At 63.2% G+C, this 25,152-nt stretch carries 27 protein-coding genes; 14 read left to right on the plus strand and 13 right to left on the minus strand.

The genetic code is table 11. The annotated features are described in order from the left end of the window. The first annotated feature begins 197 nt into the window (after positions 1-197). Positions 198-1,913 (plus strand): DEAD/DEAH box helicase, encoded by a 1,716-nt coding sequence (locus AB4Y77_RS02195; protein WP_311212803.1) that lies wholly within the window; start codon positions 198-200, stop codon positions 1,911-1,913. Positions 1,914-1,921: 8 nt separating this feature from the next. Next, entirely contained in the window at positions 1,922-2,800 is an 879-nt protein-coding gene (locus tag AB4Y77_RS02200; protein ID WP_311212804.1) for a DNA-methyltransferase, read from the plus strand. 19 nt (positions 2,801-2,819) lie between these two features. Here AB4Y77_RS02200 and AB4Y77_RS02205 read toward each other — a convergent pair whose 3' ends face one another. Together AB4Y77_RS02205 and AB4Y77_RS02210 are read right to left on the minus strand one after the other, a co-directional pair. Beyond that, positions 2,820-3,428 (minus strand): MarC family protein, encoded by a 609-nt coding sequence (locus tag AB4Y77_RS02205; protein ID WP_311212805.1) that lies wholly within the window; start codon positions 3,426-3,428, stop codon positions 2,820-2,822. Between the two features lie 13 nt (positions 3,429-3,441). Then, positions 3,442-4,287 (minus strand): PHP domain-containing protein, encoded by an 846-nt coding sequence (locus AB4Y77_RS02210; RefSeq protein ID WP_442012862.1) that lies wholly within the window; start codon positions 4,285-4,287, stop codon positions 3,442-3,444. A gap of 80 nt (positions 4,288-4,367) precedes the next feature. On the opposite strand from AB4Y77_RS02210, the gene AB4Y77_RS02215 reads away from it, so the two are divergent. Then, a complete protein-coding gene (locus AB4Y77_RS02215) occupies positions 4,368-5,942 on the plus strand; it encodes an aminopeptidase P family protein (RefSeq protein ID WP_311212807.1) in 1,575 nt (524 codons plus the stop codon). A 95-nt stretch (positions 5,943-6,037) separates the two neighbouring features. Here AB4Y77_RS02215 and AB4Y77_RS02220 read toward each other — a convergent pair whose 3' ends face one another. Beyond that, on the minus strand, positions 6,038-6,874 hold the full coding sequence (locus tag AB4Y77_RS02220; RefSeq protein ID WP_311212808.1) for a general stress protein: 837 nt from the start codon (positions 6,872-6,874) through the stop codon (positions 6,038-6,040). Positions 6,875-6,950: 76 nt separating this feature from the next. Here AB4Y77_RS02220 and AB4Y77_RS02225 point away from each other — a divergent pair, with 76 nt between their 5' ends. The 3 genes from AB4Y77_RS02225 to AB4Y77_RS02235 are packed head-to-tail and all read left to right on the plus strand — an operon-like array spanning position 6,951 to position 10,078. Then, positions 6,951-8,234 (plus strand): magnesium transporter MgtE N-terminal domain-containing protein, encoded by a 1,284-nt coding sequence (locus AB4Y77_RS02225; RefSeq protein WP_011775428.1) that lies wholly within the window; start codon positions 6,951-6,953, stop codon positions 8,232-8,234. After that, a complete protein-coding gene (locus tag AB4Y77_RS02230; RefSeq protein WP_311212809.1) occupies positions 8,215-8,946 on the plus strand; it encodes a DUF1003 domain-containing protein in 732 nt (243 codons plus the stop codon). The genes AB4Y77_RS02225 and AB4Y77_RS02230 overlap by 20 nt, the downstream gene beginning before the upstream one ends. A 4-nt stretch (positions 8,947-8,950) precedes the next feature. After that, positions 8,951-10,078: an Mrp/NBP35 family ATP-binding protein gene (locus AB4Y77_RS02235; RefSeq protein ID WP_442012863.1), complete on the plus strand. Its 1,128-nt coding sequence runs from the start codon at positions 8,951-8,953 to the stop codon at positions 10,076-10,078. 36 nt (positions 10,079-10,114) lie between these two features. Here AB4Y77_RS02235 and AB4Y77_RS02240 read toward each other — a convergent pair whose 3' ends face one another. From AB4Y77_RS02240 to sigE, 3 genes are read right to left on the minus strand one after another with little or no spacing between them, the layout of a single operon-like run. Beyond that, complete coding sequence (locus tag AB4Y77_RS02240; protein WP_311212811.1) at positions 10,115-10,516, minus strand: Sec-independent protein translocase TatB; 402 nt, start codon at positions 10,514-10,516, stop codon at positions 10,115-10,117. 31 nt (positions 10,517-10,547) lie between these two features. Beyond that, complete coding sequence (locus AB4Y77_RS02245) at positions 10,548-11,462, minus strand: hypothetical protein (RefSeq protein WP_311212812.1); 915 nt, start codon at positions 11,460-11,462, stop codon at positions 10,548-10,550. Between the two features lie 7 nt (positions 11,463-11,469). After that, positions 11,470-12,093, minus strand: coding sequence for an RNA polymerase sigma factor SigE (gene sigE, locus AB4Y77_RS02250; RefSeq protein ID WP_311212813.1), 624 nt, complete (start codon positions 12,091-12,093; stop codon positions 11,470-11,472). 238 nt (positions 12,094-12,331) lie between these two features. On the opposite strand from sigE, the gene AB4Y77_RS02255 reads away from it, so the two are divergent. After that, the gene (locus AB4Y77_RS02255; RefSeq protein ID WP_311212814.1) at positions 12,332-12,964 is read left to right on the plus strand and encodes an O-methyltransferase; all 633 of its coding nucleotides are present in this window, start codon (positions 12,332-12,334) and stop codon (positions 12,962-12,964) included. Positions 12,965-13,025: 61 nt separating this feature from the next. On the opposite strand, the gene AB4Y77_RS02260 is transcribed toward AB4Y77_RS02255, so the two are convergent. The 4 genes from AB4Y77_RS02260 to AB4Y77_RS02275 all read right to left on the minus strand — a co-directional run bounded on the left by AB4Y77_RS02260 (position 13,026) and on the right by AB4Y77_RS02275 (position 15,914). Next, a complete protein-coding gene (locus AB4Y77_RS02260; protein WP_089595685.1) occupies positions 13,026-13,193 on the minus strand; it encodes a DUF3117 domain-containing protein in 168 nt (55 codons plus the stop codon). A gap of 227 nt (positions 13,194-13,420) precedes the next feature. Then, positions 13,421-14,638, minus strand: a complete 1,218-nt coding sequence (locus tag AB4Y77_RS02265) for a hypothetical protein (protein ID WP_311212873.1) — start codon at positions 14,636-14,638, stop codon at positions 13,421-13,423. Between the two features lie 77 nt (positions 14,639-14,715). After that, positions 14,716-15,048, minus strand: coding sequence for a DivIVA domain-containing protein (locus AB4Y77_RS02270; RefSeq protein ID WP_311212815.1), 333 nt, complete (start codon positions 15,046-15,048; stop codon positions 14,716-14,718). A 26-nt stretch (positions 15,049-15,074) separates the two neighbouring features. Next, complete coding sequence (locus AB4Y77_RS02275) at positions 15,075-15,914, minus strand: TIGR00730 family Rossman fold protein (RefSeq protein ID WP_311212816.1); 840 nt, start codon at positions 15,912-15,914, stop codon at positions 15,075-15,077. A 163-nt stretch (positions 15,915-16,077) separates the two neighbouring features. Between AB4Y77_RS02275 and AB4Y77_RS02280 the strand changes: the two genes are divergently transcribed. The 4 genes from AB4Y77_RS02280 to AB4Y77_RS02295 all read left to right on the plus strand — a co-directional run bounded on the left by AB4Y77_RS02280 (position 16,078) and on the right by AB4Y77_RS02295 (position 19,418). Then, positions 16,078-16,833, plus strand: coding sequence for an amino acid ABC transporter ATP-binding protein (locus AB4Y77_RS02280; protein ID WP_062072913.1), 756 nt, complete (start codon positions 16,078-16,080; stop codon positions 16,831-16,833). A 74-nt stretch (positions 16,834-16,907) separates the two neighbouring features. Further along, positions 16,908-17,783, plus strand: coding sequence for a glutamate ABC transporter substrate-binding protein (locus AB4Y77_RS02285; protein WP_311212817.1), 876 nt, complete (start codon positions 16,908-16,910; stop codon positions 17,781-17,783). A gap of 94 nt (positions 17,784-17,877) precedes the next feature. Continuing rightward, positions 17,878-18,528: an amino acid ABC transporter permease gene (locus AB4Y77_RS02290; RefSeq protein ID WP_172322943.1), complete on the plus strand. Its 651-nt coding sequence runs from the start codon at positions 17,878-17,880 to the stop codon at positions 18,526-18,528. Further along, complete coding sequence (locus AB4Y77_RS02295) at positions 18,525-19,418, plus strand: amino acid ABC transporter permease (RefSeq protein WP_311212818.1); 894 nt, start codon at positions 18,525-18,527, stop codon at positions 19,416-19,418. The genes AB4Y77_RS02290 and AB4Y77_RS02295 overlap by 4 nt, the downstream gene beginning before the upstream one ends. Positions 19,419-19,493: 75 nt before the next feature. Here AB4Y77_RS02295 and dapE read toward each other — a convergent pair whose 3' ends face one another. Continuing rightward, complete coding sequence (gene dapE, locus AB4Y77_RS02300; protein ID WP_442012864.1) at positions 19,494-20,618, minus strand: succinyl-diaminopimelate desuccinylase; 1,125 nt, start codon at positions 20,616-20,618, stop codon at positions 19,494-19,496. Positions 20,619-20,713: 95 nt separating this feature from the next. On the opposite strand from dapE, the gene dapD reads away from it, so the two are divergent. Together dapD and AB4Y77_RS02310 are read left to right on the plus strand one after the other, a co-directional pair. Continuing rightward, positions 20,714-21,739, plus strand: coding sequence for a 2,3,4,5-tetrahydropyridine-2,6-dicarboxylate N-succinyltransferase (dapD, locus tag AB4Y77_RS02305; RefSeq protein WP_442012865.1), 1,026 nt, complete (start codon positions 20,714-20,716; stop codon positions 21,737-21,739). 13 nt (positions 21,740-21,752) lie between these two features. Then, the gene (locus AB4Y77_RS02310) at positions 21,753-22,595 is read left to right on the plus strand and encodes a hypothetical protein (RefSeq protein ID WP_442012866.1); all 843 of its coding nucleotides are present in this window, start codon (positions 21,753-21,755) and stop codon (positions 22,593-22,595) included. A 9-nt stretch (positions 22,596-22,604) separates the two neighbouring features. Here AB4Y77_RS02310 and AB4Y77_RS02315 read toward each other — a convergent pair whose 3' ends face one another. Further along, on the minus strand, positions 22,605-23,216 hold the full coding sequence (locus tag AB4Y77_RS02315) for a hypothetical protein (protein WP_311212822.1): 612 nt from the start codon (positions 23,214-23,216) through the stop codon (positions 22,605-22,607). Between the two features lie 116 nt (positions 23,217-23,332). Next, positions 23,333-23,959: a TetR/AcrR family transcriptional regulator gene (locus AB4Y77_RS02320; RefSeq protein ID WP_311212823.1), complete on the minus strand. Its 627-nt coding sequence runs from the start codon at positions 23,957-23,959 to the stop codon at positions 23,333-23,335. Positions 23,960-24,039: 80 nt separating this feature from the next. Here AB4Y77_RS02320 and galE point away from each other — a divergent pair, with 80 nt between their 5' ends. Further along, the gene (galE, locus tag AB4Y77_RS02325; protein WP_442013048.1) at positions 24,040-25,077 is read left to right on the plus strand and encodes a UDP-glucose 4-epimerase GalE; all 1,038 of its coding nucleotides are present in this window, start codon (positions 24,040-24,042) and stop codon (positions 25,075-25,077) included. The last annotated feature ends 75 nt before the right edge of the window (positions 25,078-25,152 follow it).

Below are 25,152 nucleotides of genomic sequence, written 5' to 3' on the forward strand. Positions count from 1 at the left end.
TCAGTTAATTTTTGAACTCAACAAGCCCGCCCCTACGCGATCTTGAGATGTACCAACTGGTCCCCAGTGCCAGTACTTAGATAGCCCGCGATCGGCTTCCACTGGATTTGCTTGCGCGCCCGTTCGTGCTCCGGTACGGCTCCGCCGCCGCCGTTGAGCACGCAGCGCCAATGCCTAAATGAATAAGGAAACTCCCTGTGAGTGAATTGCACACCCATGAAGTCCTGACCGACCCCACCGGAACCGAAATTCTCGAACCCGAGGAAACGATCGTCTCGGATGAAAAGCCCCACGAGATCGAAGAAAAGTCGTTCGCAGACTACAACGTCCGCGCTGACATTGTTGAGTCCTTGGCTGACGCCGGGATCACGCACCCCTTCCCCATCCAGGCGATGACCCTGCCGGTGGCCCTGAGCGGCCACGACATCATCGGCCAGGCCAAGACAGGCACCGGTAAAACGTTGGGCTTCGGCATCCCCGCGCTCCAGCGCGTGGCCGGCCGCGACGACGCCGGCTACGAAAAGCTTGCCGTCCCGGGTGCTCCCCAGGCCTTGGTGATTGTTCCCACGCGCGAACTCGCGGTGCAGGTAGCCAACGACCTCCAGACCGCCTCACGCAAGCGCAACGCCCGCATCGCCACCATCTATGGTGGCCGCGCCTACGAGCCGCAGGTCGATGCCCTGCAGAAGGGCGTCGAAATTGTTGTCGGCACCCCCGGGCGGCTGATCGACCTGTACAAGCAGAAGCATTTGAGCCTGAAGAACGTCAAGATGGTAATTCTTGACGAGGCTGACGAAATGCTGGACCTCGGCTTCCTTCCGGACGTTGAGACCCTGATCGCCGGCACCCCCGCCGTTCGGCAGACGTTGCTCTTCTCAGCGACGATGCCCGGCCCCGTGATCGCGATGGCTCGCCGGTACATGACGCAGCCCACCCACATCCGCGCTGCAGATCCGGACGACGAAGGCCTGACCAAGCGCGACATCCGTCAGCTGATCTACCGTGCGCACAGCATGGACAAGTCTGAAGTAGTGGCCCGCATCCTCCAGGCACGCGGCCGCGGACGGACCATCATCTTCACCAAGACCAAGCGCACTGCTGCCAAGGTTGCCGAGGAACTGGTTGACCGCGGATTTGCCGCTGCCGCCATCCACGGCGACCTCGGCCAGGGTGCCCGCGAGCAGGCCCTCCGGGCGTTCCGGAACAACAAGGTTGATGTCCTGGTGGCCACCGACGTCGCGGCCCGTGGCATCGACGTGGACGATGTCACGCATGTCATCAACTACCAGTGCGTGGAAGACGAAAAGATCTATCTGCACCGTGTCGGGCGTACCGGCCGCGCAGGCAACAAGGGCACAGCTGTCACTTTCGTCGACTGGGACGACATGCCGCGCTGGGGCCTGATCAACAAGGCACTCGGACTGAGCGTTCCGGAGCCGGTGGAGACGTACTCCTCCTCGCCGCACCTGTACGCAGACCTCGACATCCCCGAGGGCACCAAGGGCAGGTTGCCCCGCAACAAGCGTGTCCTGGCCGGCGTCGACGCGGAGGTCCTTGAGGACCTCGGCGAGACCGGCAAGAAGAACGCGCGCTCGGGCTCAAGCCGCGACGGCGGTCGCGAGGGCGGCCGTGGGCGTGACAACGGCCGTGACGGCGGACGCGGACGTCAAGCCAAGTCCGGCGACTCGGACTCCAGCGAATCCAAGGGCGAGGGCGGCCGCAACCGTACGCGCCGCCGTCGTACTTCCGATGCCGAAGCAGCCCCCGCTGCCGGTGCGTCGGAAACCCGCACGGCCACGGCGGACAACGCAGAAAAGCCTGCAAGGACGCGTCGTACCCGCACGCGCCGCCGCAACGGCGAAGTGGTTTCCGGGGAAACCACAGCTGCCCAGTCCGGCAGCGCCGAGGCCTAAAACCCTCAATGACTGAAAATGTTTGGGCGCCGGACGGCGGCAATTTGGTGGTGCACGCGGACAACGCGGAGTTCCTCCCTACGCTGCCGGACGGCGCCTTCACACTCATTTACGTCGACCCGCCCTTCAACACAGGCCGGGTACAGCGCCGCCAGGAAACCCGCATGGTCCGCAACGCGGACGGCGACGGCGACCGCGTCGGTTTCAAGGGCCGTTCCTACGACACCATCAAGGGCGCCCTTCACAGCTACGACGACGCCTTCAGCGACTACTGGTCCTTCCTGGAACCCAAACTCGTCGAGGCCTGGCGGCTCTTGTCAGACGACGGCACCCTGTACCTGCACCTCGATTACCGGGAGGTGCACTACGCCAAGGTGATGCTCGACGCCATCTTCGGCAGGGAGTGCTTCCTCAACGAGATCATCTGGGCCTACGACTACGGCGCACGCGCCAAGAACCGCTGGCCCACCAAGCACGACAACATTTTGGTGTACGTGAAGAACCCCACCAAGTACCACTTCGACAACGCAGAAGTGGACCGGGAACCGTACATGGCCCCCGGCCTGGTGACCCCTGCCAAACGCGAGCTCGGCAAGCTGCCCACTGATGTTTGGTGGCACACCATCGTTTCCCCCACAGGCCGTGAGAAGACCGGCTACCCTACGCAAAAACCCGAAGGCCTGGTCCGGAGGATCGTTGCCGCATCCAGCCGCGAAGGTGACTGGTGCCTCGATTTCTTCGCGGGATCAGGGACCCTCGGAGCCGTTGCAGCGAAGCTCGGCCGCAACTTTGTGTGTGTCGACCAGAACGAACAGGCCATCGAGGTCATGCGGAAACGGCTGGGCAGCAAGGCCATCTTCCACGAAATCCAACCAACCAGCCTCTAGCCCGCCTTGCCGGACCCGCTCAGGCGGCACCCTTGACGAAGGCCGTCACGGAGTCCGCAATCATCTGCACGGCAATGGCCGACAGAAGCAGGCCGGCAATCCGGGTGACAAGTTCCACGCCGTTTTCGCCCAGCACGCGCTGCACCACACCCGCGAAACGCATCGCCAGGTACAACGAACCCAGCACCACGGCAATCCCCAGCCCCACGGCCAGGTACTCGGACAGCTGGCTGGACTGCTGAACGAAGACCATCACGGCAACGATCGCACCAGGTCCTGCCATGAGTGGCGTCCCCAACGGAACGAACGCCACATTCTTGTACTTGCCGGCATTTTCCTCGCCGCTGGTGGAACCGGTCAGCAACTGCAGGGCAATGAGGACCAGCAGCAGCCCACCCGCGCCCTGCAAGGCCGCCAGCGAGATATGCATGTAATTGAGGATCGACTGGCCGAAGATCGCGAACACCACGATGACGCCGGTGGCCACCAGCAGTGCTTGGAAAGCGGAGCGGTTCCGGTCCTTGGCCGCCATCTGGGCCGTCAAGGACATGAAGATCGGGACGGTACCCGGTGGGTCCATGATCACGAACAGGGTGACGATCACCGAGGCGAGCAGCTGCAAATCCACTGAAGGACCCCTCTCAACGAACCACCGTGCTGCCTGTAGCCATCTCCTCAATCCTGGCCAATACCGCGGGCGAGGTGGTGTTCTCGCCCAGCAGGTTCGGTTTCCCCGCTCCGTGATAGTCGGAGGATCCGGTGATGAGCAGTCCGTGCTCTGCAGCCAACGTGCGCAGGAAGTCGCGTCCCTCCTCGGGGTTGTCACGATGTTCAACCTCAAGGCCCATGAGGCCGGCATCAATCATCTCCCGGTAGGTCCTCTCCCCCACGATGCGTCCCCTCGACGACGCCACGGGATGGGCGAAGACGGGAACGCCGCCTGCGGCACGGACAAGCTCGACGGCGACCGCCGGGTTGGGTGCGTAGTGCTGCACGAAGTATCGCGAGTGTGAGGTGAGGATGGAGGTGAATGCCTCCGAGCGGTCGGAGACGACGCCGGCAGCGACCAAGGCATCCGCGATGTGGGGACGCCCCACGGTGGCACCTGGAGCTACGTGATGGATGACGTCGTCCCAGGTCAAGGGATAGTCCTCGGACAACAAGGTGACCATGTGCTCGGCACGGGTGAGCCGGGCATCCTTGGACTTGGTGATTTCCTCCAGCAGACCCGCATGGGCGGGGTCGTGCAGGTAGCTCAGCAAGTGGACGCTGATGCCCTGTTCCGTCCGGCAGGAGATCTCCATTCCCGGAACAAAGGCGATGCCGTGTTCGCGGGCGGCTGCAGCGGCCGGATGCCAGCCATCCGTGGAGTCATGGTCGGTCAGCGCCACCGCGTCCAGGCCTGCCGTAACCGCAGAAATGATCACCCCGGCGGGTGTCTCGGTTCCGTCGGAAACGTTGGAGTGCGCATGCAGGTCTATCCTCACTTTCCCAGCCTAGGGGATGCGGGCGCGCTTGGCGGGTTGCGCCGTTGGCCTCCTCAACGAACTGGTGGGACGATGTAACGGTGAACGATGCCGAAAACACCCAAAACTCGTCCTCCCAGCCTCTGCAGGAGCGTGTCAACAACCGCTCGCAAAGGCCCACATCAGATGCTTTCAAAGCATTCATGGCCAGTAATTGGGCGCCGGCCCCGCAGGTGACCCCTGCGCGTGACGCCGTTGCCGACCATGCCGCCCGCCGCCGTCGTACCATCTCCGAACTGTTCAAGGGCGAACGGCTTGTTATCCCCGCAGGACCGCTGAAGGTCCGCTCCAACGACTGCGACTACCGCTTCCGCCCGCACTCCGGATTCGCCCACCTCACAGGTTTGGGTTTGGACCACGAGCCCGACGCCGTCCTCATCCTGGAGCCGGTGGCTGAAGGAAAGGGCGACGACGGCGGTCACCATACCGCCACGCTGTACTTCCGCCCGCTGGCCGGCCGCGATACCGAACAGTTCTATGCGGACTCCCGCGCAGGCGAGTTCTGGATTGGCGCCCGCCCCACCCTGGCCGAGTTCGAAGCCCGGCTTGGCCTGCCCACCGCGCACATCGCCGAACTGGAGATGGCCATCACCAAGAACGTGGGAGCACCCGAAATCGGTGGCATTTCCATTCGTTTGGTCCGCAAGGTGGACGAGAACATCGATGCCCTGGTGGACACCGCCCGGTACAACACTGCCAAGGATCCCGAAACACTGGACCTCGGTGAACTGGATGCCTTGGACGAAAAGCTCAGCGAAGCACTCTCCGAACTGCGCCTGATCAAGGACGAGTGGGAAATCGAGCAGATGAAGATCGCCGTGGCGGCAACCGTGGAGGGCTTCGCCGACGTCGTCCGCGCCCTTCCCCGCGCACTGACCCACAACCGCGGCGAGCGTGTTGTTGAAGGTGCCTTCTTTGCCCGCGCCCGTGAGGAAGGCAACGAGCTCGGCTACGACACCATTGCAGCGTCCGGCAACAACGCCACGGTCCTCCACTGGAACCGCAACTCGGGTACCGTCAACGCCGGCGAACTCCTGCTCCTGGATGCCGGAGTGGAAGCCGATTCCCTGTACACCGCGGATGTCACCCGCACCCTGCCTGCCACCGGCACGTTCACCGATATCCAGCGCAAGATCTACGAAGCCGTGCTGGACGCCGCCGACGCCGGATTCGCAGCTGCCCGGCCGGGCGTGAAGTTCCGCGACATCCACACCGCAGCCACCACGGTCCTGGCCGAACGCCTCGCCGAGTGGGGCCTGCTGCCCGTCTCCGTGGAAGAAGCCATCAGCCCCGAAGGCCAGCAGCACCGCCGTTGGATGCCGCACGGTACCAGCCACCACCTTGGCCTTGACGTCCACGACTGCGCCCAGGCCAAGCGCGAACTCTACCTCGAAGGAATCCTCACCGAGGGCATGGTATTCACCATCGAACCAGGCCTCTACTTCAAGAACGAGGACCTTGCCATTCCTGAGGAATACCGGGGAATCGGCGTCAGGATCGAAGACGACATCCTCATGACCGCAGACGGCCCGGTAAACCTCAGCGCCGCATTGCCGCGCAAGGCCGACGACGTCGAGTCATGGATGGCCGGCATCTACCAGGACGCGCAGGGCTAATCCCCCGCTTTCAACGACCACAGCACAAAGGGAAGGCCACCGGAGATCCGGTGGCCTTCCCTTTGTGCTGGCCACTGAAAACAGTGGCAGCGGCTCTACTGCTTGGACGAACCCTCGGAGCTGGACTGTTGTCCGTCTTCCTGCGGCGCGTTCTGCGGAGCGTTCTGGCCATCGGTGACGCGGACGCCGTACTGAGGACGACCGTCAGGGAGGTCCGGGTAGCGGACGGCTGCCGGTGCCGGGTTCGGTGTCGGCTGGGCAGCGGGCGCCGGGTTCCCGGCAGGAACGTTCTGTCCCTCCGGATTGCCCGCGGTGGATTCGGGGCCGCGCTGGCCATAGGGGTCGTTCCACGTGGAGGGCCGCTCGGGGGCTTGGCCGGGCTGCTGAAGCGGGGTGTTCTGGGGGTTGTAACTGGCGGGCTGCGCCGTAGCCGCCTGCGACGGGTTCATGGGCAGTTGCTGGAGCAACCGGCGGGCTTCGTGGGCTGCTTCCGCTGCAACGATGACATCATAATTGGTGGCCACTACCTGGCTGGTGGAGGTGAAGTCACGCTTTCCGCGCTGGGTGGCGTACGTGACGATCCCGAACAGCATGAAGAACGCGGCACCCATCAATACTGAGGTGATGATGGAGAACGGCCCACCTGCCGGGGTGAAGAAGGAGAGCATCACGCCAACGAAGAGGCCAAACCACATGCCGCTCAAGGCACCGGACAATGCCACCCGCGGATAGCTCAGGCGGCCGGTTACCCGTTCCACCATTTTGAGGTCGTTGCCCACGATCGACACCAGCTGCACAGGGAACTGCTGGTCCGCGAGGTAGTCCACCGCCTTTTGGGCATCCAAATACGAGGTGTACGAGCCCACCGTGTCACCTTGCGGGACGCTGCGGGATTCCTCAACGGCTTTGGGGGCACCAAAAATGTTAGACATAGCCCCATTGTGTCTCATGGACATGTGAACAGGCTGGAATTCAGCTAAAAGAGAGCAGACTCGGTAGCCTGTAAACATGAGCACACATCCTTCACGCGTCTTTGTCGCGCGCCTGCTCGGCTTGGACGTCTTCGACCCCCTGGGCGATCGTCTGGGCCGGTTGCGCGACGTCGTGGTGCTCTCCCGCGGGACCCGTGGGGCTCCGCACGTGGTGGGCATAGTGGTAGAAGTGCCAGGCAAAAAGCGTGTCTTTGTCCCCATGACACGCATTACCTCCATTGACCAGACACAGATCATTTGCACTGGCCTGGTCAATTTGCGCCGCTTCGAGCAGCGTGGCGCGGAAACACTGGTGGTTGCCGAGATGTTCGACCGCCGCGTGACTCTTGCCGACGGCAGCGGAGACGCCACCATTGAGGACATCGCAATGGACCAGCACCGGTCCAAGGACTGGTTCGTCAGCAAGCTGTTCGTCCGCCGCGGACACTCACTGTCACCGTTTGGCCGACTCCGCCGCAACGAGACGCTGATCATCGATTGGGCCGACGCCCAGACCGGCGCCCACAACGAGCCGCAGGCTGCCACGCAATTCGTTGCCACGCACGAAGACCTTAAACCCGCCGACTTTGCCGAAGCCCTTCAGGAAATGAGCGATAAGCGGCGTTTTGAAGTAGCCAGCGAGCTTCAGGATGAGCGTTTGGCGGACGTGCTCCAGGAACTCCCGGAGGACGACCAAGTGGAGATCCTCTCCGCCCTTGACGTGGAGAGGGCCGCGGACGTCCTCGAAGAGATGGACCCTGACGACGCCGCCGACCTCCTGGCCGAACTTCCCTCTGCCCAGGCCGAAGAGCTGCTGCAACTCATGGAACCCCAGGAAGCCGAAGACGTCCGCCGCCTCCTGGAGTACGACGAAGACACCGCCGGTGGCCTGATGACTCCAGTTCCGGTCATTTTGCCGCCGGAAGCAACCGTGGCCGAAGCGTTGGCCCATGTCCGCCGCGAGGAGCTCTCCCCCGCGCTGGCATCGTCAATCTTCATCGCGCGGCCTCCCTTGGAGACACCCACAGGGCGATTCCTGGGCGTGGTGCATATCCAGCAGCTCCTGCGATTCCCGCCGCCCGAACCGCTGGGCAACCTCGTTGACAAGAATCTGGAACCGCTCTCGGACCAGGCCCACATCAGCGAAGTCGCCCGCACCTTGGCCACGTACAACCTGAATTCCCTTCCAGTCGTTGACGACGACGGCCGCCTCGTGGGGGCGGTGACTGTTGATGACGTGCTGGATCACCTGTTGCCGGATGACTGGCGCGCCCACGAGGACGACGCCCCTATAAGGAAACTTGGAGGCCGCATTGGCTGATAACAACGCCACCCGATCCCCCAAGTCGGCAGGACGCTCAAGCAGCAGCCTCGACACCCCCCTGAGCGGCCGCCAGCGGATCCTGCCGAAGTTCTCTCCCAACCCGGACGCGTTCGGAAACGCAACTGAGGGCTTCGCGCGGTTCATGGGCACGCCAACGTTCCTCGTCTACATGACGGTGTTCTGTGTGTTCTGGCTTGCGTGGAACTCTTTCGCGCCCACTGACTGGCAGTTCGACCGCATGGAGCTGGGATTCACCCTGCTGACGCTGATGTTGTCCCTGCAGGCCTCCTATGCGGCACCGCTCCTGCTGTTGGCCCAAAACCGGCAGGATGACCGGGACCGTGTCTCTCTCCAGCAGGACCGCCAGCGCGCCGAACGAAACCTCTCCGACACCGAGTACCTGACACGGGAGCTGGCCTCCCTCCGCATCGCCCTGCGTGAAGTAGCCACCCGTGACTATGTCCGGACCGAACTCCGAAGCCTCCTCGAGGACATCATCGATGCCCAGGAAGAACTCCGCGAGAGTGAATCCGCCGCCGACGGCACGGAGTCTCCAGGCGAGAAGGTCAAGGAGAAACTGAAAGAGAAGCGCGACAAATCCCGTGGCCCCCGCACCCAGCAGATCCCCAAGGTCCGCCAGCCGCGAGCCACAGGACCACAGCACTCCACAGCAAAACCGTCGCCTGAAACTCCTGAAAGCCGAGCCTGACCGTATGAGCACCGCATCTGCCGAGGCGCTGCATGCTGCCTTGGCTACCGTCATCGATCCCGAACTCCGCCGCCCCATCACGGAGCTCGGAATGGTGGAATCGGTCTCCTCCGACGACACCGGCACAGTCCATGTCGCCGTCCTGTTGACCATTTCGGGCTGCCCGCTTCGGGAGACCATCACGCAGGACGCCACTGCGGCTTTGTCGCAGGTGGAGGGCGTCAAAGCCGTGGACGTGGAGCTGAAAGTCATGTCCCCTGCACAGCGTGAAGCGCTCAAGGAACAGCTCCGCGGTCCAGGCGGCCAGCGCGGCATACCCTTCACCAAACCGGGCTCCCTTACCAAGGTGTACGCCGTAGCCAGCGGAAAAGGCGGCGTGGGGAAGTCCTCGGTCACCGTCAACTTGGCGTGCGCACTGGCTGCCCAAGGTCTTCGGGTGGGCATCGTGGACGCTGACGTCCACGGTTTCTCGGTGCCTGCCTTGATGGGCATCACCCAAAAGCCCACCCAGGTGGATGACATGATCCTGCCGCCGGTGGCCTACGGCGTGAAGGTCATCTCCATTGGCATGTTCGTAGCAGGCAACCAGCCGGTGGCCTGGCGCGGCCCCATGCTGCACAGGGCCTTGGAACAATTCCTCACGGACGTCTATTTCGGCGACCTCGACGCCCTCTTCCTCGACCTGCCTCCCGGCACGGGCGACATCGCCATTTCCGTGGCCCAATTGTTGCCCAACGCCGAGATCCTTGTGGTGACCACGCCGCAGGCCGCTGCCGCCGACGTCGCTGAACGCGCTGGAACCATCGCCACGCAGACGGGCCAGAAAGTTGCCGGCGTCATCGAGAACATGTCTTTCCTGGAAATGCCCGACGGCAGCAGGATGGAGTTGTTCGGAAGCGGCGGAGGCGCCATCCTGGCCGAGCGGCTGAGTGCTGCCGTGGGCAGCGAGGTTCCTTTGTTGGGCCAGATCCCCTTGGATATCCGGCTGCGGGAAGGCGGTGACGCTGGGAAACCCGTGGTCCTGGCAGCACCCGAAACCGCCGCCGCGAAGGCTATGCAGGACGTGGCCTCAGCCTTGGCCTCACGGCCCCGCGGGTTGTCGGGACTATCCCTGGGGATCGAACCCCGCTGACACTTACCGCCCGCGAGGGCGGCACTATCAATAGGGTCAGGTTGCTTCGGTATCGAAGGGGGCAGCTTCGCCCTCAGCCAGCCGCTCGATGACCCGGGTGGGGGCCTTTGGCTTGGTCTCCGACACAGCCGCTGCAGCAGCCGTTGCGGCAACGGCAGGCGCTCCGGCACTCACCGGCTTGGTGTCGTCATCCAGCAGTGCATCCTTGATGATGCGCCGGGGATCGTATTGGCGGGGATCGTATTTCTTCCAGTCGACTTCATCGATATCGATGCCGACTTCTTCCTTGATCTGCTCACGGGCACCCGAAGCCATCCGACGGACTTCCTTGACCAGATTGGCAAGCTTTTGAGTGTATTCGGGCAAACGGCTGGGACCGATGACGAGTACGCCGATAATCAGAAGGAGTATGAACTCCGGGCCGTTGATTCCAAGCACGCTACGAAGATTACCTTGTCTGTGGTGTCGCTCATAAACCGGCGGGACGGAGAAGGGTCTGGAGCCCGCGAAGCAGCCTCGCATGCCAGGCTTCGGACAGCTCCTTGGGCTGGTCAGGCGCCATGGATTCGCCTGCCCGGACGATTTCCGGGACCGCGTCATCCGCCGTGTCGGCAGGGAGGTCCGAGGCATAGCTGATCACTGCAGCGGGCATGGTGTAGACGGCCCTCCACGGGCTCCCCTGCGAGACAGAAAGCCGCGCCGACGTCGTTGGTCCCTGAACGGACTGATCGGCCGCCAGATGCTCCTCCAGAATGGTGGCGTAGTGGCCGTTGCTTTCCAGCCTCATCTCCACCGCCGGGTGCCCGTTGTACATCATGCCGTGGGCGTAGACCACCGTGAAGCCCATTCCGGCCAGTTCAGGGCACGCCCACCCTTCTTCCCGCAGAGCGTCCAGCTGGGCAGCGCTCAGGCTGACGGTGCTGCCGGCCCGGAATGCCGGTACCGCCATGCTTTCCACAGGGTTTCCTGTCCACGCTCCGGCTAGTGCACCCACGTCGCTGGTTTCGGCACGGACCTGCTGGACGTCGTCACCGGCCACCACGTACGCGGACACGCCCAAGGCACCGGCACTGACAGCCAAGGTTCCGGCTGCGACGCCCGCAAGGCGAAGCCCCCGGCGGATGCCGCTGGACGAAGGCTTGGGAGCAAAGTCCTGGCCAGGCTCGTTGGCAAGACGCTCAGTATGCTGGATCAGTCGCGCGGCAAGGTCCTGGCTGGCTTCGGGCACCGAAGAACCCCGAAGTCGTTCAAGGTACTGCCGTTCCCGGCGAAGGGCGCTGCTGCAATCGGTGCATTCCTGAACATGGTCCGGGTTGCGGGTATGGCGCAGGGCAGCCAGTTTGCGCCGGGACAACAATCCCGGACGACGAGGATGTCGAGGCATCGACGTCCTAAAGGATGCTTGCGATGCGCGGCATCTTCAGGCGCGGCTTGCGGGCCTCTGCCGGACGGGGATCGCGGTGGGCGAGTTTTTCGCGCAGCATGGTCCTGCCACGGTGGATGCGGGACCTGACGGTTCCCAGCTTGACGCCGAGCGCCTCTGCAACCTCGTCGTAGGAGAGGCCTTCGAGGTCGCACAGCACGACGGCGGCGCGGAAATCAGGCGGCAGTTCTTCCAAGGCGCGCTGGACGTCCAGATCAAGGTTGTTGTGTTCGAAGCTCTGCTCCGGACCGGGTTCACGGCCGGGCAGGCGGGACTCTGCGTCCTCAGCGAGGGCATCGAAACGGATCCTGCTCTTGCGCCGGGCCTGGTCCAGGAACAGGTTGGTGGTGATGCGGTGCAACCAGCCGTCCAATGTTCCCGGTTTGAAGTTCTCCAGCGAACGGAACACCCGGACAAAGACCTCCTGGGTGAGGTCCTCGGCGTCGAACTTGTTGCCCGTCAAGCGATAGGCGAGGCGGTATACCTTGGCGGAGTGGTTGGAAACCACTTCCTCCCAGCTGGGCATGACCCAGTCGGCAACGCCGTCAATACTTTCCGATGTCTGGACTGGCGCAGCATGCAATGCCGGCATCGTCCACTCCCCTCAAACTGTGGTTCACCGAGTCCCTCGGCGCCGGCCACCTCATGGATGATCGGACCATTATCATCCCAAGGTTGTCTGGGAATTTCCTGACTGGCGCGGGTTTTTCCCGCAGGGCTGAACACACCGCTGGACACAGCCGCGGGACGGCTGCCCAACAGCGGGTTTCCGTGTGCTTACACAGTAGTCTTGGTACAAACACCCCTACCCGCGGAAAGCGAAACCCTACATGAGTGCCGACAAGTCAAGCAGCTGGTCCTATGCAGAAGATCTGCCTGCTGAGGATGACGTCTTGTTGCGCGCCAGGGAGCGGTCTTTCGAGCTGGGAGTCACCCCCATCAGCCCCGGTGTGGGCGCGGTGCTCACGGTTCTTGCTGCCGCATCGAAGGCACAGACAGTGGTTGAAGTCGGTTCGGGAGCCGGAGTGTCCGGGGTTTGCCTGCTCCGCGGTTTGAGCCCCCATGCCGTCCTGACCACCATCGACGTTGACGTCGAGCACCTCAAGGCGGCCAGGGAAGCATTTCTGGAATCCGGCAGCCCGGCCAACCGCACCCGCACCATTTCAGGCCGCGCGGCCGACGTCTTGCCGCGCTTGACGGATTCGGCCTATGACCTGGTCTTCATCGACGCCGACAAGCCCAACTTCCCCAAGTACGTGGAACAGGCCATCCGCCTGCTCAAGTCCGGCGGCACGCTGGTGATCAACGATGCCCTGGACAAAGACCGGGTAGCCAACCCGGCAGCACGCGACTCCACCACCGTGGTGCTGCGCCAGATCGGCAAGGCAATCCGCGACGACGATCGGCTCGCTTCGGCGATGCTGCCCACCGGCGATGGACTGCTGGTGGCCGTCAAGAGGTAGGGCGCCGGCCTTCTTAAACCAAAAAGCAGGGCCCCGGCTCAGCGGGCCCTGCTTGGTAGATCTATCCGGTCACGCCTACGAGGCATTCCTTGAGGTTCTCCGCCTCAGCGGCGTTGAGCTCGACCACAAGCCGTCCCCCGCCTTCGAGCGGCACACGCATGATCAGGCTGCGTCCCTCTTTGGTAACTTCCATCGGGCCGTCGCCAGTACGTGGTTTCATCGCCGCCATTAGGAAAATCCCCTCCATTTGTCCCAAGTCACGCCCAACCCGGCCGGGCTGGATCCGCATCGCAATTGCGGCCGGCGGCAACGCTTGGGAGGCCGCCTTGGCCGGGCACTTTTAGGTGCTTTGTCCTTGCTCTTAGACCATTATCCCGTACTTAACCGTCCGTAGCGAATCAGCGCGCCATTTGTCCGGTCTTTGTACATATTGCTGTTCACCGGCAAAGCTGCACGTCAGGGCGGATAGTCGCCTCCCCCGGGCAGTTGGGCCCATGCCCACAGCCATACCACCCAGACAATCTGGAGCAGGATGAACATGGCCACCACGGTTCCCCGGTAGGCCTTGGATTTGGACAGCAGGGCCGCCCCGAGCGCCAGCGGGAACAGCGGGAGGAGCATACGGAAGGTGCTGGTTTGCGGGTGCAGGAAAACCAACAGATAACCCATGTAGCAGGCACACCACAGCCGCAGCTCAGTTCCGATGGCCCGTACCGGCCTGGACACCATCACCAGCACAAAGAGTCCGGCGAAGACGAACGGAGCCAGTACTCCCAGCACCGGCCCGAACAACATCCTGCCGGTATCAAACCAAGGTTTGAAGGGCACAAGGTCATGGCCACGCCACGCCGTTTCAGTGCGGGTGTAAGCCGCCGGATCACCTGTGACGGCCCATGCGATGGTGGGCCATGCCAGAGCCGCAAGACCCGTGGCGAACACGAGGACGGCCAGGGACACCAGGCTGCGCGTCGACGTCGGGTCTGTCGCTTTGCCGGCATTTCCTGCAGTGCCATCCGCCGGCAGCGCCGTTGGTGACTGCCGGAAGCGTTGCCACAACCGCCCCAGGAAAAGCAGCCCCAGCATGGCGGCAAAAGGCACCCCGGTGGGCCTGGACAGGCACATCAGGAGCACCACGGGAATGGCCGCAAAGTAGCGGCGCCTGACCACGAGCAACAGTGACGACGCCAGGAGCAGCAGGTTCAGCGACTCGGCATACGGGACCTGCAGGATGGCAGACACCGGAAATGTGGAAACGAAAATGACGCCCCACATGGCGGTACGACGGCCGGCGAACTCCCGGAAGAGCAAGTAAATGACCAAGGCTGCGCCGAGGCCCGCCAGCATCGCGATGGCCGTCAGCGCGGGCAAAGTCCCCATCCCGGTGATGGCGGACAAGCCCCGGCCCAGGAAGGGAAACAGTGCGTAGAACGCCCAGGCGTTTTCCTTGACTACGCCGTTGGCATCCACTGGAAGATCTGCTGGATAGCCTTTGTCCGCCGCCTCCTGGTACCAGCGCCCGTCCCAGATGGTGATGAAGTTCCAATAGTCCGGTGCCGGCGGAAACCACGGGCTGGTCCCCTGGTGAAGGGCTGCGGCCATGAAAATACACGCGCTGACAAGCCTGGCCCCCACGAAGACCAAGGAAACCTGGAGCCACCATGGCCACGCCGACATCCGTGCGGCCACAGCTGCGGCAGAGCGCGAAATCCGTTCCGTGGGCCCCTGCCCGGCCTTGCTCCGGGTCTCTGGGCTCACGGCTTGATCCGGCCGGGTTCGCCGTCCTCAAGCCGCGGCTGCGCCTGTGCGCTGAGTCGTTCGATCTCGTGGTCTTTGGCCTGCAACTGGTCCCGCAGGTCATCGAGGACCTGGTCAACCTGGTCCATGCGGTATCCCCTCAGCCCCAGGGCGAAACGCAGGGAATCGACGTCGGACGGCTTGGCCTTGGACGGCAGCACCACCGGAGGCAGGTTCGGTACGGGGTCGTCAAGGCCAGCACCCATCGAGCGTCCCCGGACAATCCCGGCTCCGAGGTACAGCACAGCGCCAATGAGGACAATCGCGAGGAACACCAGGAAAAAGCTCACAGGACCATCGTGCCAGAAACGGCCGGCTATTCCGGGCGCTGGTTTCCGTTGGGGGTAGGAGGCAGCGGCGCCCCGTGCAAAACGCGGTGCACGGCGTCCGCCGGGTCATCCACCAGTTGGATCAGGTCAAGGTCCTTTTCAGAGACCATGCCCTCCGCCACCAGGGTTTCCCGGATCCACTCGATCATGGGCCCCCAGAACCTGACCCCCAGGAGCACGATGGGGAACGAGGTCACCTTGCGGGTCTGCACCAGCACCATGGCTTCGAAAAGTTCATCCAGGGTGCCGAGGCCGCCAGGCAGGACCACGAAGCCCTGCGCGTACTTGACGAACATGGTTTTACGGGCGAAGAAATACCGGAAGTTGATGCCCAGGTCCACCCACTGGTTGAGTCCTTGCTCGAACGGCAGTTCGATGCCAAGGCCTACGGAGACTCCGTTGCCTTCCACGGCACCTTTGTTGGCCGCTTCCATGGAACCCGGACCTCCACCGGTGATCACGGCGACGCCGGCTTCGGCGAGCTTTCGTCCGACGTCCACGGCCATGTCGTAGTACTCGGTTCCTGGCTTGGTCCGCGCGGAACCGAACACGCTGACGGCCGGGCCGAGGTCAGCAAGGGCTCCGAAGCCCTCCACGAATTCGCTCTGAATCCTCAGGACACGCCAGGGATCGGTGTGGATGAACTGCCCAGCGCCACTTGTATCCAGCAAATGCTGGTCTGACATCCCCGTATCCGCTTGTTTGCGGCGAAGCTCCAAGGAGCCCTTGTGCTTGGCCGGTGCGATGTCCGAGGGCAGGGGCACTTGGCTGGCCCTGACCTGGCCGTTGGCATCCGGGTGGGGAACTGGGTGCTGGCTGATGCTCATTGCCCAAGGCTAGCGCTTACAGCTGCCTGCTCCGTTGCTGCGACCCGGTTCTTGCATTGCAGTCTGGTATATCGCTGTGGGGCAGGTTTCTGTTCAGTCACGATCTTGAGGAAGTTGCCGTGACCGTGGTCATATTTGCTTCTTTGTTCGCTAGATTCGTCGTATGACTACTCAAGCGTCCGGCGATGCCCTCGTCTCCCTGAATGGCGTCAACAAGCATTACGGTCAACTGCACGTCCTTAAGGACATCAACCTTCAGGTCAAGAAGGGTGAAGTGGTAGTGGTAATCGGACCCTCCGGATCCGGTAAGTCCACACTGTGCCGTGCCATCAACCGTTTGGAAACCATCGACGACGGTGACATCGCCATCGACGGGAAGAAGCTTCCCGAAGAAGGCAAGGACCTCGCGCACCTGCGTGCCGACGTCGGCATGGTTTTTCAGTCGTTCAACCTGTTCGCCCACAAGACGATTCTTGAGAACGTCACGCTGGGCCCGATCAAGGTTAAGAAGGTGGCCAAGGGCACGGCTGATAAGGAGGCCATGGCCCTCCTTGAGCGCGTTGGCGTCGGGCACCAGGCCCCGAAGCTTCCCGCCCAGCTTTCCGGCGGCCAGCAGCAGCGTGTGGCAATTGCCCGTGCTCTTGCCATGAAGCCGAAGGTCATGTTGTTCGATGAGCCAACGTCCGCGTTGGACCCCGAAATGATCAACGAAGTCCTCGACGTCATGATCCAGTTGGCCAAAGAAGGCATGACCATGATCGTGGTCACCCACGAGATGGGCTTTGCCCGCAAGGCTGCAGATCGTGTGGTGTTCATGGCTGACGGCCAGATTGTGGAAGACGCAACCCCCGAGGAATTCTTCACCAACCCGAAGAGCACCCGCGCCAAGGACTTCCTGTCCAAGCTTTTGACCCACTAGCTCTTTACCGCCCGCACCCAGGCCGCAAAGACCGCACCCAGGCCGTACGACGGCCAATCTATGAAAGGAATGTCATGAAGGCTTTCATTACCCGGAGGAAATCACTCCTGGTGGCCGCTTCCGCAGCCCTCGCCCTGTCGCTGAGCGCATGTGGCGGCGGCACCACCACCACTCCCCCGGTTGCTTCGGCGAGCTTCGAGGCCGGCACCACGATGGAGAAGCTGAACAAGGCCCAGAAGATCACCATCGGCACCAAGTTTGACCAGCCGCTGTTCGGCCAGAAGGGCCTGGACGGCAAGCCTGTCGGTTTCGACGTCGAAATGGGCAAGGCAATTGCTGCCAAGCTGGGCATTCCCGCTGACAAGATCGAATGGGTAGAGACTGTCTCCCAGAACCGCGAATCGTTCATCGAGCAGGGCCGCGTTGACTTGGTCATCGCCACCTACACCATCAACGATGCCCGTAAGGAAAAGGTTGCCTTCGCCGGCCCGTACTACGAAGCCGGCCAGGCACTCCTGGTGAACAAGGACGACACCTCCATCACCAAGCCTGAGGATGTCAGCGGTAAGAAGGTCTGCTCCGTGACGGGTTCCACCCCGGCCAAGACCATCGCCGAGAAGTACGGCGCAGAGGTTGTCCCGGCTGCCACCTACACCGCTTGCCTGGAGCCTCTTCGCAACAAGCAGGTAGTTGCAGTGACCACGGACAACGTGATCCTCGCCGGCTACGTGGACAAGGAACCGGACGCTTTCAAGCTCGCTTCGGATGAAACCTTCACCAAGGAGCCCTACGGCATCGGCCTGAAGAAGGACGACACCGTCTTCCGCAACTGGATCAACGACCAGCTCGAGGCATTCCAGAAGGACGGCGACTACAAGAAGGCTTGGGAAGCCACTGCAGGCAAGGTCATCAAGACCACTCCTGAACTTCCGGCGATCAACCGCTACTAGTCGGGATCCGTTGGCTGCCGCCGTCCAAACCGGGCGGCGGCAGTTGACCGACTCCAGGACCCTGTTCCCTGATTAGCTGCAGCCAAAGGAAGCCATGGACGCCGTCATAGCAAGCCTCCCCGAATATTGGGACGGATTTCTCCGAACCCTTTATCTCTCCGTAATTTCAGGAATCATTGCCCTCATTGTCGGCACACTCCTGGCGGCCATGAGGGTTTCCCCCGTGGCTGCACTCCGCGGTTTCAGCATGTTCTATGTTGAGGTCGCACGTAATACCCCGTTGACCATCATTTTCTTCTTCGCAGCCATCGTTCTCCCCCGGCTGGGCGTCAAGTTCGAGCAATTCGAGGTTGCCGCCATCATCGCGCTGAGCAGTTACACGGCCGCCTTCATCGCCGAAGCCGTCCGTTCCGGTGTCAACAGCGTGCCGGTCGGCCAAGCAGAAGCTGCCCGCAGTATCGGCATGACCTTTACCCAGGTCCTGGGCTTCATTGTCCTTCCCCAGGCCGTCCGTACGGTCATACCCCCGTTGATCAACATCCTGATCGCCTTGGTCAAGAACTCTTCGGTGGCCGGTGCGTTCTTCGTCCTCGAGCTTTTCGGCTACGGCCGCCAGCTCTCCAACGACTACGGTGACCAAGTCCTCTGGATCCTGCTCGGGGTGGCCTTCTTCTACCTCCTGATCACGGTGCCCCTTGGCCTTCTGGCGCACTTTGTCGAACGAAAGGTGGCGATTGCCCGATGACCTCGGTCCTGTACGACGTCCCCGGGCCCAAAGCCCGCCTTTACTCGCTCCTGGGATCCGCAGCCGGAATCCTGATCATCCTCGGTGTCCTTGCTATTGCCGTCACCACGCTGGCCCAGCAAGGCATTTTCGACGCCGACCGTTGGGTGATCTTCTATGGCCCCTTGGCTCCGGATGTCTGGAGCCTGATCGGCCAAGGCATCCTCTCCACGCTGGCCGCAGCTGCAGTCGCTGCAGTTATTGCCTTCCCCTTGGGCATTGCGCTCTGCCTGTTGAGGATCTCCCTGATCGCCTGGATCCGCATACCCACCCAGGTGGTTCTCGAGTTCCTCCGCGGCATGCCCGTGGTCCTCATGATGTTGTTCGTCCTGCTGGTCTTCGCAACCGGTCAGTTCCAGGCAGTGGTGGTGGGCTTGACGCTCTACAACGCCGCCATCTTTGCCGAAATCCTCCGTGCAGGCATCCAGTCGCTGCCCAAGGGTCAACGCGAAGCCGGACTGGCCATTGGCTTGCGAAGCTTCCAGTCGCGGATGTCCATCGAGTTCCCGCAGGCTGTCCGCCGGATGCTGCCCTCGCTGGTCGCCCAGCTGGTGGTCCTGCTCAAGGACACGTCGCTTGGCTACATCGTGGGCTATGAGGAACTCCTGCGGAAGATCCAGATCATGGCCGACTTCCTGGGTCCGGACTTCCTGTTCCCGGCTTTCTTCGTCGGTGCCGCGATCTATATCCTGATCAACCTGACCGTGTCACGGATTGCGATCATGATTGAGCGCCGCGGTTCCAAGAAGGCCGCCGGTGGCGTGGCTCCGCCCAGTCTCCGGACCGGGCTCGTGGTGGGCGGTAACGATCCCATCGCCAAGGACTCCATCGAAGGCCCCAACAAGGCTTAGTCCCGCATCAACATAAAGAAGGTCCGCAGCCATCAGGTTGCGGACCTTCTTTTATGCTGCGGGGAAGCTCCCGGACTACGGCGTCAGCCACGTCCTCAGTGCCCGCAGGCACTCACGGATGGCATCGGCGTCGACGTGTTCGTTGTCCTTGTGCGCCAGCAAGGGGTCGCCGGGTCCAAAGTTCACCGCCGGAATTCCCAGCTCGCTGAAACGCGCGACGTCGGTCCAGCCGTATTTGGGCTTGGGCTCGGCACCGACTGCGGCAACGAAGGACGCGGCAGCGGGGTGGTTCAGTCCGGGTCGCGCGCCGGCAGCGGCGTCGGTGCGGACGACGTCGAATCCTTCCAGCAGGTCCCGGACATGGGCCTCGGCCTGGTCCGGTGTTTTGTCCGGAGCGAAGCGGTAGTTAATCTCCACCACGCAGCGGTCCGGGATGACGTTGCCCGCAGTTCCACCGTTGATCTTTACTGCGTTCAGGCTCTCGCGGTAGTCGAGGCCGTCCACGTTGATGGTCTGCGGTTCATAGGCTGCGAGCCTCGCCAGGATGGGGGCAGCGGCATGGATCGCATTGATGCCCATCCAGGCCCGGGCTGAGTGTGCCGTTTCGCCGATGGTAATGGCCTCAAAACGGCTTGTCCCGTTGCAGCCGCCCTCCACTGTGCCGTGAGTGGGCTCAAGCAGGATGGCGAAATCGCCTCTCAGCAAGTCACCGTGGTTCCGGACCAACCTGCCGAGGCCGCTCTTGACCGCTTCCACTTCCTCATGGTCGTAGAAGACGAAGGTGACGTCCTTGTCCGGCTGCCGACCGTCGTCGAACAGTGTTGCCGCAAGCGCCAGCTGCACGGCGACGCCGCCCTTCATGTCCGTGGTTCCACGCCCGTACAGCACGCCTTCGCCCGGAACTCCCGATTCCCACGTGGCTGGAACGGTGCCCAGCGAACCCTCCACGGTGGGCAGGGGCACGGTGTCCAGGTGTCCGGCCAGGATGACCCGCTCGGGTCGGCCAAGCTCGGTCCGGGCAATAATGGCATCGCCGTCGCGGACCACCGTGTAGGCGGGTATGGCCCGCAGGGCGGACTCGACGGCGTCGGCGAGCTCGGTCTCATTGCCGGAGACGCTGTTGAAGTCGATAATCGCGGCGGTCAGCAGGGCAACGTCCTGGCGCAGGTCAAGGAGGGCGGGGGCTGGATTCAGGGTCACCCGTCCAGCTTAATCCCCAGCTACCACCCTCAATGCGACCTCCATGGCATGAGACGGGTTTTAGCCGACCTCCGGGTGCTGGATACACTTGCCCCATGACTGAAACTGCTTCCTCTGCTGTGCCCACAGACGCGCCCGCCAACCTCCGATCAGCCTACGGATTCGGCCTCGCCACTATTGCTACCTCGGCCTCCGGGGAAGCAACCGTGCTGGATGTCTGGTACCCGGCTCCCGCCTTGGGCGTTGCGGCCGAGACCCTGCGCGACGTTGAGAACGCCGATCCTACGCTCACTGCACTGGCCAACGACGGCAAGGACGCCGACCGCGGTACGGAACAAAAAGTGGTTTTCGCCCAGATCGACCTCGACGCCGCCCCGGCAGACACCGCCGACGCATACCTGCGCCTGCACCTCCTCTCGCACCGCCTGGTCAAGCCGAACAGCATCAACCTGGACGGCGTCTTTGGCAAGCTTCCCAACGTGGTGTGGACCAACTTCGGTCCGGCAGCCGTGGACGGCTTCGAACTGACCCGCGCCCGCCTCCGCAAGCGCGGCAACGTCGTGGTTTACGGCGTGGACAAGTTCCCGCGGATGGTTGACTACGTTGTTCCCGCCGGCGTGCGCATTGCCGACGCCGACCGCGTCCGCTTGGGTGCCCACCTGGCCGAAGGCACCACCGTGATGCACGAAGGCTTCGTGAACTTCAACGCCGGCACCCTGGGCACTTCCATGGTGGAAGGCCGCATCTCTGCCGGCGTCGTGGCCGGCGACGGCACTGACGTGGGCGGCGGAGCGTCCATCATGGGAACGCTCTCCGGTGGCGGCAAGGAAAAGATCGCCCTGGGCGAGCGTGTCCTGCTCGGCGCCAACTCCGGTGTGGGCATCAGCATCGGTGATGACTCCGTAGTGGAGGCCGGCCTGTACGTCACCGCCGGTACCCGCGTCCGCGTTCCCGGCCCCAAGGACGAGAACGGCGAGGACACCAGCAAGATCATCAAGGCCGTGGAGCTCTCCGGAGTCCCCAATCTGCTGTTCCGCCGCAACTCCACCACCGGCGGCGTGGAAGTCCTTCCGCGCAAGGGACAGACGGTAGAGCTCAACGAGGCCCTTCACGCCAACTAGCAGGAGGACATCCGTGCGCCGGTTCCGCCGCGCCATCGTTGCGGTGCTGGCTTTGGCCCTCGTAGCAGGTGCCATCTACGCGATCGTTGCGGTGCTGCAGCGCTCCGAGACCCTGGTCACGGAGCGCTGCGTCGCCGTCGTCGGCTCTGAAAGCCACGAGCTCGCCACGGACCAAGCAGCGAACGCTTCCCTCATCACCGCCATTTCCGTCCAGCGCGGACTGCCTCCCCGGGCCGCGAGCATTGCCCTTGCCACCGCCATGCAGGAATCCCGGATGCGGAACATCAACTACGGTGACGACGCCGGTCCCGACTCCCGCGGGCTTTTCCAACAGCGGCCGTCGCAAGGCTGGGGCACCGAAGCCCAAGTCATGGACCCCGTCTACGCCGCCAATGCGTTCTTTGACGGTTTGGTCAAAGTCCCCGGTTACGAGTCCATGGAGATCACCCAGGCCGCCCAAGCGGTCCAAAGATCAGCTTTCCCCCGCGCCTACGCCCAGCACGAAGGCATGGGCAGGGCCTTCGCTTCTGCTCTCACAGGACACTCCGAGGCGGCGCTGGACTGCGAACTGCGCATGCCTGAAGCGGCGGGTGACCCTGCCGCCGTCGTCGATGAACTCACGACGGCGTTCGGCACCCAGGCGGCCACCGTCCAGGGCCGCTCGGTGCAGCTGGACATCACGGGCACGCAGGCATGGGCCGTTGCCCACTGGGCAGTGGCGAACGCCAAGACGCTGTCCATCACCCAGGTGGATGTTGGCGGCCGCGCCTGGAACCGGGAGAAACGTGACGGATGGCAATCGTCGACGGCACCTGCAGAGACCGTCACCATCACCGTCTCAGCCCCCACCACCTGAGATTTTCTGTCAGGCGAGGATCTCCACCACCGGCTGGACGTAGCTCCGGAAAACGTCGGGCTCGGCCAACAGCCTGTGGCTCATGATCATCGTGCTGGGCTCCAGATACCAGGCACGTGGTTCGTTCAAGGGCAGCTCAATGATGGTCAATTCGAAGTCGCGGGAACTGCGCCCGACTTCCAGCAGCCTGTCCTCCACCATCTCGTTGAGGACCTGGGTCACACCGTTGGCTTCACGGGCCGCTTCGAGGTCGGCGTACTCGTCGATCCTGTCCGTGGCCCATCCCAGGGCCGAGCCGAAGTGGGCCTGTAGAACACGTTGGAGTGCCGGTGAGTTGCCGAAGGCCTTGAAACTGGGTGGCGCCAGTTCCGAGGCGGGCTTGGGGTAAGCCTTGACCAGGCTTTCCCACCAGGCTTCCCACTCAGTCTTCAGGGCGTGGATACCCCCGACGTCGGAGGTCAGGTGGCTGTGGTCGGCATGCCGGACTTTGGGGGCTGCGTGGGACAGGCTGGGTCTGCCGGCACCATCCAGTCCGGCGACGTCCCGCAAGTACAGGGCGATGAGCATCGGCCCGGACGTGTCCATGGTGATGCGCCACCCCGGGCCGCCTGATTCGTGCATCCGAATTCCTCCCTTGGCAGGTTCCCGACATCTCCCAGTCTATTCCCGTTGGGTCAGGACGGTAGGGGCGCGGCAGCATTTGCCTTATGGCGGCACTGGTTGCCGGAGAAGAACCCCTAGTGGGCAGCGGACATCCCGGACAAGGAGCGCAGATGGGCGGTGAGGACGTCGCTGCACATCTCAGCCGTCATCCACTCGGGCTGCAACAGCGCGTGCATGCACAAGCCGTCCATGGTCGCCAGAAGCCGCTCCGCCTCCGTGACGAGGGTTTGTTGCGCTTCCGCTCCGCCGGGGCTCAGGTGCATGATCAAACGCCCGACGACGGCCGCTACAGTGCGGTGGCTGCGCTCGGCTTCGGCTGCAAGGACGGGTTTGATACGGGCGGCATGCCTGAACGCGGTCCACACGCACGCATCCACAGCGAGTTCCTCGTCCAAGGGCAGGAACTGGCCCAGGAGGTTCAAGACTGCAGCATGCTGTTCCGTGCTGCCCGGCACCTCTTCTTCAACAGCTGCCATTGCTGATTCAAGTCGTCCCGCAATCCGGTCAATCACAGCGCCAAAGGAAAACACCAGGAGGTCGTCGCTGCTGGCAAAGTAGTGCCGGACAGAGCCCACTGCCAGTCCGGCCTCATCCGCTACTTCTCGGAGGGATGCCCTTTCCAAGCCATCGCTGGCAATGATCCGGAATACGGCTTGGACAACTTCCTGGCGCCGGGCTTCGGCATCAACAATTTTGGGCACCAGTAGTTTTTAGCACGAACGTGCTTCAACACCGCTCAACACAGAGCGGCGTGGCTCCAATTTCCGCTAGCGTAGAGACCATGAAAATTCTTGTCACGGGTGGCACCGGCTATATCGGTTCCCACACCGTTTTGTCCCTTCAGGAAGCCGGCCACGACGTCGTCGTGCTAGATAACCTCGTGAACTCCAGCGAGGAATCCCTCCGCCGGGTCTCGGAGCTCACCGGCAAGACCGCCGCGTTCCACAAGGTTGACCTGGTGGATGAGCCCGCAGTTGAAGCCGTGTTCGACCAGCACCAGATCGACGCCGTGATCCACTTCGCTGGCTTGAAGGCCGTAGGAGAGTCCGTCCAGGAGCCCCTCGCCTACTACTACAACAACATCGTTGGCACCCTGAACTTGCTCCGCGCCATGGACAAGCACAACGTGCGCTCCATCGTCTTCAGCTCTTCAGCCACGGTGTACGGCGAGCACAACCCCATCCCGTACATCGAGAAGATGGAAATCGGCGCCAACAACCCCTACGGCCGCACCAAGGAACAGATCGAGGACATCCTCTCGGATCTGGGCAACGCGGACGACCGCTGGCATATCGCACTGCTGCGCTATTTCAACCCGGTGGGCGCGCACCCGTCCGGCCGCATAGGTGAGGACCCCCAGGGCATCCCCAACAACCTGGTACCGTTCATCGCCCAGGTAGCCGTAGGCCGCCGTGAGAAGCTCATGGTCTTCGGCGGGGACTACGACACCCCTGACGGCACCGCACAGCGCGACTACATCCACGTGGTGGACCTGGCCGACGGCCACGTAGCAGCCCTGAACTACATTGCCGGGCGCGCAGGCGTCCGACGCTGGAACCTCGGCTCCGGCCGTGGCTCCTCGGTTCTGGAGGTGCTGCGCTCCTTCGAGAAGGCCGTCGGCCAGCCGATTCCCTACGAGATCACCGGCCGCCGCGCCGGCGACCTCCCCGCTTTCTGGGCCGACGCTTCGTCCGCCCTGGCCGACCTCGGCTGGTCCACCACCAAGACTGTGGACCAAATGTGTGAAGACCACTGGCGCTGGCAGAAGAACAACCCCTACGGGTACAACGCCGCGCAGCCGGCCGCAGCCGGCGCTTAGGCGACCAGGCGCTGAGGCGACCAACGCCTCAGTAATTAACGACGGCGGCCGCCCACCTCGCGCGAGGTGGGCGTT

The organism is Paenarthrobacter sp. YAF11_1 (assembly GCF_052113445.1).
Lineage (GTDB): Bacteria > Actinomycetota > Actinomycetes > Actinomycetales > Micrococcaceae > Arthrobacter.

Bases quoted from the DNA above. Each gene is read 5' to 3' on its own strand.
- AB4Y77_RS02200 (WP_311212804.1), top strand. From the start codon at position 1,922: ATGACTGAAAATGTTTGGGCGCCGGACGGCGGCAATTTGGTGGTGCAC.
- AB4Y77_RS02220 (WP_311212808.1), bottom strand. From the start codon at position 6,874: ATGTCTAACATTTTTGGTGCCCCCAAAGCCGTTGAGGAATCCCGCAGC.
- AB4Y77_RS02225 (WP_011775428.1), top strand. From the start codon at position 6,951: ATGAGCACACATCCTTCACGCGTCTTTGTCGCGCGCCTGCTCGGCTTG.
- AB4Y77_RS02235 (WP_442012863.1), top strand. From the start codon at position 8,951: ATGAGCACCGCATCTGCCGAGGCGCTGCATGCTGCCTTGGCTACCGTC.
- AB4Y77_RS02245 (WP_311212812.1), bottom strand. From the start codon at position 11,462: ATGCCTCGACATCCTCGTCGTCCGGGATTGTTGTCCCGGCGCAAACTG.
- sigE (WP_311212813.1), bottom strand. From the start codon at position 12,093: ATGCCGGCATTGCATGCTGCGCCAGTCCAGACATCGGAAAGTATTGAC.
- AB4Y77_RS02255 (WP_311212814.1), top strand. From the start codon at position 12,332: ATGAGTGCCGACAAGTCAAGCAGCTGGTCCTATGCAGAAGATCTGCCT.
- AB4Y77_RS02260 (WP_089595685.1), bottom strand. From the start codon at position 13,193: ATGGCGGCGATGAAACCACGTACTGGCGACGGCCCGATGGAAGTTACC.
- AB4Y77_RS02265 (WP_311212873.1), bottom strand. From the start codon at position 14,638: ATGTCGGCGTGGCCATGGTGGCTCCAGGTTTCCTTGGTCTTCGTGGGG.
- AB4Y77_RS02275 (WP_311212816.1), bottom strand. From the start codon at position 15,914: ATGAGCATCAGCCAGCACCCAGTTCCCCACCCGGATGCCAACGGCCAG.
- AB4Y77_RS02280 (WP_062072913.1), top strand. From the start codon at position 16,078: ATGACTACTCAAGCGTCCGGCGATGCCCTCGTCTCCCTGAATGGCGTC.
- AB4Y77_RS02285 (WP_311212817.1), top strand. From the start codon at position 16,908: ATGAAGGCTTTCATTACCCGGAGGAAATCACTCCTGGTGGCCGCTTCC.
- AB4Y77_RS02290 (WP_172322943.1), top strand. From the start codon at position 17,878: ATGGACGCCGTCATAGCAAGCCTCCCCGAATATTGGGACGGATTTCTC.
- AB4Y77_RS02295 (WP_311212818.1), top strand. From the start codon at position 18,525: ATGACCTCGGTCCTGTACGACGTCCCCGGGCCCAAAGCCCGCCTTTAC.
- dapD (WP_442012865.1), top strand. From the start codon at position 20,714: ATGACTGAAACTGCTTCCTCTGCTGTGCCCACAGACGCGCCCGCCAAC.
- AB4Y77_RS02315 (WP_311212822.1), bottom strand. From the start codon at position 23,216: ATGCACGAATCAGGCGGCCCGGGGTGGCGCATCACCATGGACACGTCC.
- galE (WP_442013048.1), top strand. From the start codon at position 24,040: ATGAAAATTCTTGTCACGGGTGGCACCGGCTATATCGGTTCCCACACC.